Origin of the sequence: Thermomonas sp. (assembly GCF_047606765.1) — a bacterium.
Classification (GTDB): domain Bacteria; phylum Pseudomonadota; class Gammaproteobacteria; order Xanthomonadales; family Xanthomonadaceae; genus Thermomonas.
In genome coordinates, this window is the sequence record NZ_JASGED010000043.1 from 1 (window position 1) to 6,617 (window position 6,617).

The window sequence follows — 6,617 nt, forward strand, 5'->3', positions numbered from 1 at the left end:
AGGGAAGCTCTGAACAACTCCCGAAACGTCATCCCGGCGAAAGCCGGGATCCAGCTTTTTCAATGACTTACCAAAGAGCTAGATTCCGGCTTTCGCCGGAATGACGGCTTGTTCAGACCTTCCCTAGATGCGGGTTACCAGAGTGGAGGGGCGGCTGCAGTTGCAGCTACCGCAGCGGCTGGTGCTGCGAATAAATCCAATTCATCGCCTTGTTTCTGTAAAGACTAGGCGCTGACCATGTCCGTCATTAAAAGAGCGGGTTTGGGCCTTGCTATTCTTTTGATCGTGTGGGGCATTGGGTATTTCTGGGCCGGGCTTCAAATGGCGTGGGTGCTTGTTATTGCGGTAAGTATTATTGGCCTGGCAGGCGTGATGGTCACTTGATCTTGCAAGACCTGAGTACAAGAAGCCCCGCTCACCCGGGCTTCTTCTTCAGCGGCTGGCTTGTTGCTGTTGTGACCTGCCCTCGTAGCGGAACTTGCGTTGAAGCTCTCGATGTAGCCGTTCTGCATCGGCCTTCTCGGCTCGATCAGCAAGTCCCTGATGCCGTGCTGTTGCATCCAAGCGATGAAGGTTGCTCGTTGCGACTGTACACCCCGATCAAGGCACCTTCACGCCACGCGCCGCAGTGAGCAGCGCGTACCAGTCCTCACGGCTCAGTTCCACCGTATCCGCTGCGCAGCTGGCTGCCAGCCGTGCGGGATTGGTGGTGCCCACAATCGGTTGGATGCCGGCAGGATGGCGCAGCAGCCATGCCAGCAGGATCGCCTCCACCGCCACGCCGTGTGCATCCGCAAGTTTGCGCAGCAGGACGGTCACCGGATCGTCATCGGCATCACCGGCAAACCTGCCGCCTGCCAGCGGTGCCCATGCCTGCACGCGGATATCGTGCAGCCGGCAGAAGTCCAGCAGGCCAGCGGCATGCGCTGCATTGCCATCGGGCTGGTTGACGAGGATGCCTTCGCTGATCAGGTGATGATGGTGCAGGCTGAGTTCCAGCTGGTTGGCGACCAGCGGCTGGCGCAGGTGCTTTTGCAGCAGGCTGATCTGCCCGGCGCTGTGGTTGCTCACGCCGAAGTGGCGCACCTTGCCCGCGGCATGCAGATCGTCGAATGCGCGCGCCACCTCTTCCGGCTGCGCCAGCGGGTCGGGGCGATGCAGCAGCAGGATGTCGATGTAGTCCACGCCCAGCCGCGACAGGATGCCGTCCACCGAGGCGGTGATGTGATCAAAGCTGAAGTCGTAGCGTTGCGGCGTGTCGGGCGGATCGTCGGCGAAGCGGATGCCGCATTTGGATTGCAGCAGCATGTTGCGGCGCAGCTCCGGCGCGGCGCGCAGGGCTTCACCGAACAAGCGTTCCGACTTGCCGCGCGCATAGATGTCGGCGTGGTCGAACAGGTTGATGCCGTGCGTCAGCGCGGTTTCCAGCAGTGCCTGCGTGTTGCGGCGTTCTTCATTGGTGAGTGGCGTTGCGTCCCATGCGCGGCTCAGGTGCATGCAGCCCAGTGCGATGCGCGATGCGGTGGGGCCATCGTGGCCCAGCGTGAGTTTCTGCATTTCAATTCACCGTGAGTTTGAGCGTGATGCCAAGTCCGGGCATGCCGGTCAGTTCGCCTTCCAGATCGGCGCGCAACAGCGGGCGCGCCTGCAGCCAGCGCTTGTCCAGCGCAAGAGTCAGGCGTTCGCCTTCGGCCCGCAGGCGCAGGCCGGGGATGTCCTGCGTTTGCTGCGAACGGTTCAGCACCACCGCCAGCCGCAACAGTGCCGCGCATTGGCGCGCGCCGGCCAGCAGGCGGTCGGGGATCGGCTCGAACACGGTCTTGGGCACGTTGCGGCGGTGGCAGCGCACGAGTGCCGCCAGCACGCGCTGCTCCTGCTGCGAGAAGCCGGCGATGTCCGAGTTTTCCAGGATGTAGGCACCGTGGACGTGGTAGCTGCTGTGGGCGATGGCAAGGCCGATCTCGTGCAGGCGCGCCGCGCGCGACAGCATCAGGCGGTCATCTGCGCCCAGCTTCCATTCCTTCGCCACCTGATCGAACAGTTGCAGCGCCGTGGCTTCCACCCGCGCCGCCTGCGCGGCATCGATGCCGTAGCGCTGCATCAGCGCATGCACGGACACTTCGCGCGGATCGTCGGCACCGCCGCGACCCAGCAGGTCGTAAAGCACGCCTTCGCGCAGCGCGGCCTTGCTCACCTGCAGGCGTTGCAGGCCGAGTGCGGTGAACACTGCCTCCAGCACCAGCACGCCGCCGGCGATGATCGGCCTGCGGTCGGCGGACAGGCCGGGCAGGTCGATGTCCTCGATGCGTTCGGCCTGCAGCAAACGCTCACGCAACTGCGGCAGCGCCTCGGCGGTGATCGCGCCCTTGGTCAGCTTCATCGCCGTGCAGATTTCGCCGATGGCCTTGTTGGTGCCGGACGAACCGATGGCTTCGTCCCAGCCAAGGCTGCGATAGACGGCGGCGAACTGCTGGAACTCGGCAGTGATTTCGGTGAGCGCGTCCTTCCATTTTTTCTTGGACAGTCGTCCGTTCGGGAAGAAGCGGCGCGTGCTGGCGATGCAGCCGGCTTGCAGGCTTTCGCGTTCCAGCGGCACAAAGCCGCGACCGATGATGCATTCGGTGGAACCGCCGCCGATGTCGATCACCAGCCGCTGCTGGTCTTCGCGCGGCGGTTGCGCATGGGCCACGCCCAGATAGACCAGGCGCGCTTCCTCGCGGCCGGAGATCACTTCGATGGCATGGCCCAGCGCGGACTCCGCCGGCAGCAGGAAACTTTCCGGTGCGCGTAGCTGACGCACGGTATTGGTCGCCACCGCGCGGATGTGTTGCGGCGGAATGTCGGCGATGCGCTGGCCGAAGCGCGACAGGCAGTCCAGCGCGCGCTGCAGCACGTCGGGCGACATGCCGCCCACGCCGTCCAGGCCTTCGGCCATGCGTACGGTTTCGCGCAGGCGATCCACCACCCGCAACTGGCCCAGCACGCGCTGCGCCACCACCATGTGGAAGCTGTTGGATCCAAGGTCCAGCGCGGCCAGCATGTCGCCGTCGCGTACCGGGGCGGCGGGCCTGCGGCGGGGCAGGGATCTCATGCGTGGCGGTGATGCAGGGTCATGCGCGCATTATGGCCTGCGCTCACGCATACAAATCATCCAGCAGCGACAACTGCGCGGAGAACGGCGTCTTGCCTTCGTCCGGCGTGCATTTGGCATAGCGGCCATCGGCCTGCAGTTCCCACGCATTCTGGTTGTCGTCCAGGTAATTGAGCAGGCCTTCGCGATGCACGCGGCGGGCGCAGGCCGGGTCGAGGATGGGGAAGGCGGTTTCCACCCGGCGCAGCAGGTTGCGTTCCAGCCAGTCGGCGGAGGAGCAGAACAGGTCCGGCGTGCCGTCGTTGCCGAACCACCACACGCGATGGTGTTCGAGGAAGCGGCCCACTACCGAGCGCACACGGATGTTGTCGGACACGCCGGCGATGCCGGGCCGCAGCGCGCAGGCACCGCGCACGATCAGGTCGATCTGCACGCCGGCCTGCGATGCGGCATACAGCGCGCGGATCACGGCGGGCTCGTTGAGGGCGTTCATCTTGGCGATGATCCGCGCCGGCTTGCCGGCATGCGCATGCGCGGCTTCGCGCGCGATCCGTTCCAGCACGCCACTGTGCAGGGTGAACGGCGATTGCAGCAGACGTTCCAGCTTCAACGGCGCGGCCAGCCCGGACAGCTGCTGGAAGAGCAGGTGTACGTCATTGCCTATGTCCGGGTCGGCGGTCATCAGGCTGAAATCGGTGTAGGCGCGTGCGGTGCCGCTGTGGTAGTTGCCGGTGCCAAGATGCACGTAGCGGCGCAGCAGCTCGCCCTCGCGGCGCACGATCAGCAGCATCTTGGCGTGGGTCTTGTAGCCCACCACGCCATAGACCACCTGCACGCCGGCGTCCTGCAGGCGGTCGGCAAGGCCAAGGTTGGCTTCCTCGTCGAAGCGCGCACGCAGTTCCACCACCACGGTGACGTCCTTGCCGTTGCGCGCGGCCTGCACCAGTTGTTCGACGATGGGCGAATCCTTGCCGGTGCGATACAGCGTCTGCTTGATCGCCAGCACGCTGGGGTCTTCCGCCGCCTGCCGGATCAGTTCCAGCACGGGGGTGAAGGCATCGAACGGATGGTGCAGCAGCACGTCGCCCTGGCGGATGCTGTCGAACATCGCATCCATCTCGCGCAGCATGCGTGGCTGGAAGGCGCGAAAGCGCAGGTCGGGCCGCTGCACCATGTCGCAGACCTGCACCACCCGATTCAGGTTGACCGGGCCATTGATGCGATACACCGCGTTTTCGGTCAGCTCGAAATTGTCCAGCAGGATGCGCACGATTTCGGGCGGGCAGCGCTCGTCGATCTCCAGCCGCACCGCGCGCAGATAGCCGCGCCCCAGCAGTTCGTCGCGCAGGGCAAGCGCCAGGTTGTCCACGTCGTCCTCATCGACGATCAGTTCGGAGTTGCGCGTCACCCGGAACTGGTGCGCGCCCTTGACCGTCATGCCGGGGAACAGTTCGCTGACGAAGGCGGACAGAACCGAGCTGAGGAACACGAAATCGTGGCAGGCGTCGCCATCACCGTCGGCATCGGGCAGGCGGATGATGCGCGGCAGCGAGCGCGGCGCGCGCACGATGGCAAGGTGGCCTTCGCGCCCGAACGCATCGCGGCCTTCCAGCAGGACCACCACGTTCAGCGATTTGTTGAGGATCTTCGGGAACGGGTGCGCTGGATCGAGTGCCAGTGGCGACAGCACCGGCATGATTTCGTTGCGGAAATGCGTGCGCAGCCAGTCGCTTTGTTCCGGCGTCCACTGTTCGCGCTGCAGCAGGCGGATGCCTTCCTTCGCCAGCGCGGGACGCAGCTCGTCGTAAAAGCACTGGTACTGCGCCTGCACAAGCTCGGCGGCGCGGTCATGGATGCGGCTCAACAGCGTGGCCGGGGCCAGTCCATCGGCAGCGGCAGGCAGGCCAAGCTCTTGCGCATGCCGCACCGAGCCGCCGCGAATCTCGAAGAACTCGTCGAGGTTGGTGCAGCTGATACACAGGAAGCGCAGCCGCTCCAGCAGTGGCACCGCTGGATCCTGCGCCTGCGCCAGCACGCGGAAATTGAAGTCGAGCTGCGACAGTTCGCGGTTGATGTACAGCGATGCGTGGTGCAGGGAAGGTGCGTGCGATGGCGTGGTCATGGCGTGGCAGTGGCGTGGTTGGGCGCGCGCGCCTGCACGCGCTCGGGGCCGAAGCGGCAGGCGAACACGCTGCCCTTGCCGACTTCGCTTTCGATTTCGAGCCGCGCGCCGTGCAGGCCAAGCACGTGCTTGGCGATGGCAAGGCCAAGCCCGGTGCCGCCGGACTCGCGCGAGCGGCTGGTGGAGACGCGGTAGAAACGTTCGGTGATGCGCGGCAGGTGTGCGGCGGGGATGCCGTAACCGGTGTCGCGCACGGACAGGGTTGCGCCGCCATCGGCATCGCGCGCGAAGCGCAGTTCGACTTCGCCGCCTGCCGGCGTGTAGCGCACCGCGTTGGCGACAAGATTGCCGAACGCGCTGTGCAATTCGCGGGTGGAGCCGAGCAGGTCGATGCCGGCTTCATCCGTCACCGTGATGCGGTGGCGGTTCTGGCTGAGCGCTTCGGCCTCGCGACGCAGGGCCGTCAGCATCGGCGTCATCGCCACCGGTTCTTCCGGCAGCGCATCGCGCGCTTCCAGCCGCGACAGCGTGAGCAGGTCCTCGACCAGCTGCGCCATCCGCTGCGATTGCAACTGCATCTCGGCCAGCATCGGTGCCCAGTCGGGGTTGTCTTCCGGATCAAGCATTTCTAGATAGCCGTGGATCACCGTCAGCGGCGTGCGCAGTTCGTGCGAGACATTGGCGACGAAATCGCGGCGCATGTGTTCCAGCCGCATGGTGCGGGTGACGTCGCGCGCCACCAGCAGCCACAGTTCATCGGAATAGGGGATGAGGCGCAGGTTCAGGCGCATGCCTGCATTGGCGGGCGAGGCCACGTCGGTCAGCGGCTCCGCATTGCGGCCGGCAGCAAGCCATGAGGCCATCGGCAGCGGTTGCAGTGCGGTGACGACGGAGGCGTCCTGGTGGCGCGGATGCTGCAGCCCCAGCAATGGCGTGGCGGCTTCGTTGAACCACAGGATGCGCTGGCTGTTGCGTTCCACCACCACCACCGCGTCCGGCAGTGCGGCAGCGGCGGCGCGGTAAGCGCGCAGCATCGAAAGCAATCGGCGCTTGCGTGCGCGCATCTCGGACTGGCCGCGTGCCAGCAGGCGGTCGAGTTCGTTCCAGACGCCGGTGCCGGTAGGCGGTGCCTGCCGCTGGCGGGCGGTCAGCCGCAGCAACACGCCGCGCAGTTTCCAGTAATGCCAGGCCACCACGGCCAGTGCGGCGATGGTCAGCGCCGGCCACGGATGCCCGATCAGCAGGCCCACGCCCAGCCCAACCGCCAGCACCAGCATGAGCTGGCCGAGCGTGCGGAACCATGCGGAGCGGGCGTCGGGCGACATGCGGTTCTTTTACTCCTCCCCCTGCGCGCAGGGGGAGGTTGGGAGGGGGTAGGCGACCAGCATCATGCATCGAGGCAAG

At 65.8% G+C, this 6,617-nt stretch carries 5 protein-coding genes and 1 pseudogene; 1 reads left to right on the plus strand and 5 read right to left on the minus strand.

All coding sequences use genetic code 11. The annotated features are described in order from the left end of the window. Positions 1-237 precede the first annotated feature (237 nt). Complete coding sequence (locus tag QM612_RS04180; RefSeq protein ID WP_415252638.1) at positions 238-384, plus strand: hypothetical protein; 147 nt, start codon at positions 238-240, stop codon at positions 382-384. 98 nt (positions 385-482) lie between these two features. On the opposite strand, the pseudogene QM612_RS04185 reads toward QM612_RS04180, so the two are convergent. The 5 genes and pseudogenes from QM612_RS04185 to phoR form a co-directional block, all read right to left on the minus strand. After that, positions 483-572 (minus strand): annotated as a pseudogene (locus tag QM612_RS04185) (integrase core domain-containing protein); the annotation flags it as partial. Between the two features lie 28 nt (positions 573-600). Continuing rightward, complete coding sequence (locus tag QM612_RS04190) at positions 601-1,557, minus strand: aldo/keto reductase (RefSeq protein WP_415252639.1); 957 nt, start codon at positions 1,555-1,557, stop codon at positions 601-603. A 1-nt stretch (position 1,558) separates the two neighbouring features. Beyond that, the gene (gene ppx / locus QM612_RS04195; protein WP_415252640.1) at positions 1,559-3,091 is read right to left on the minus strand and encodes an exopolyphosphatase; all 1,533 of its coding nucleotides are present in this window, start codon (positions 3,089-3,091) and stop codon (positions 1,559-1,561) included. Between the two features lie 43 nt (positions 3,092-3,134). Next, positions 3,135-5,213 (minus strand): polyphosphate kinase 1, encoded by a 2,079-nt coding sequence (gene ppk1 / locus QM612_RS04200; RefSeq protein ID WP_415252641.1) that lies wholly within the window; start codon positions 5,211-5,213, stop codon positions 3,135-3,137. Next, a complete protein-coding gene (gene phoR, locus QM612_RS04205; RefSeq protein WP_415252642.1) occupies positions 5,210-6,538 on the minus strand; it encodes a phosphate regulon sensor histidine kinase PhoR in 1,329 nt (442 codons plus the stop codon). Before phoR ends, ppk1 begins: the two co-directional genes overlap by 4 nt. Positions 6,539-6,617: the final 79 nt, after the last annotated feature.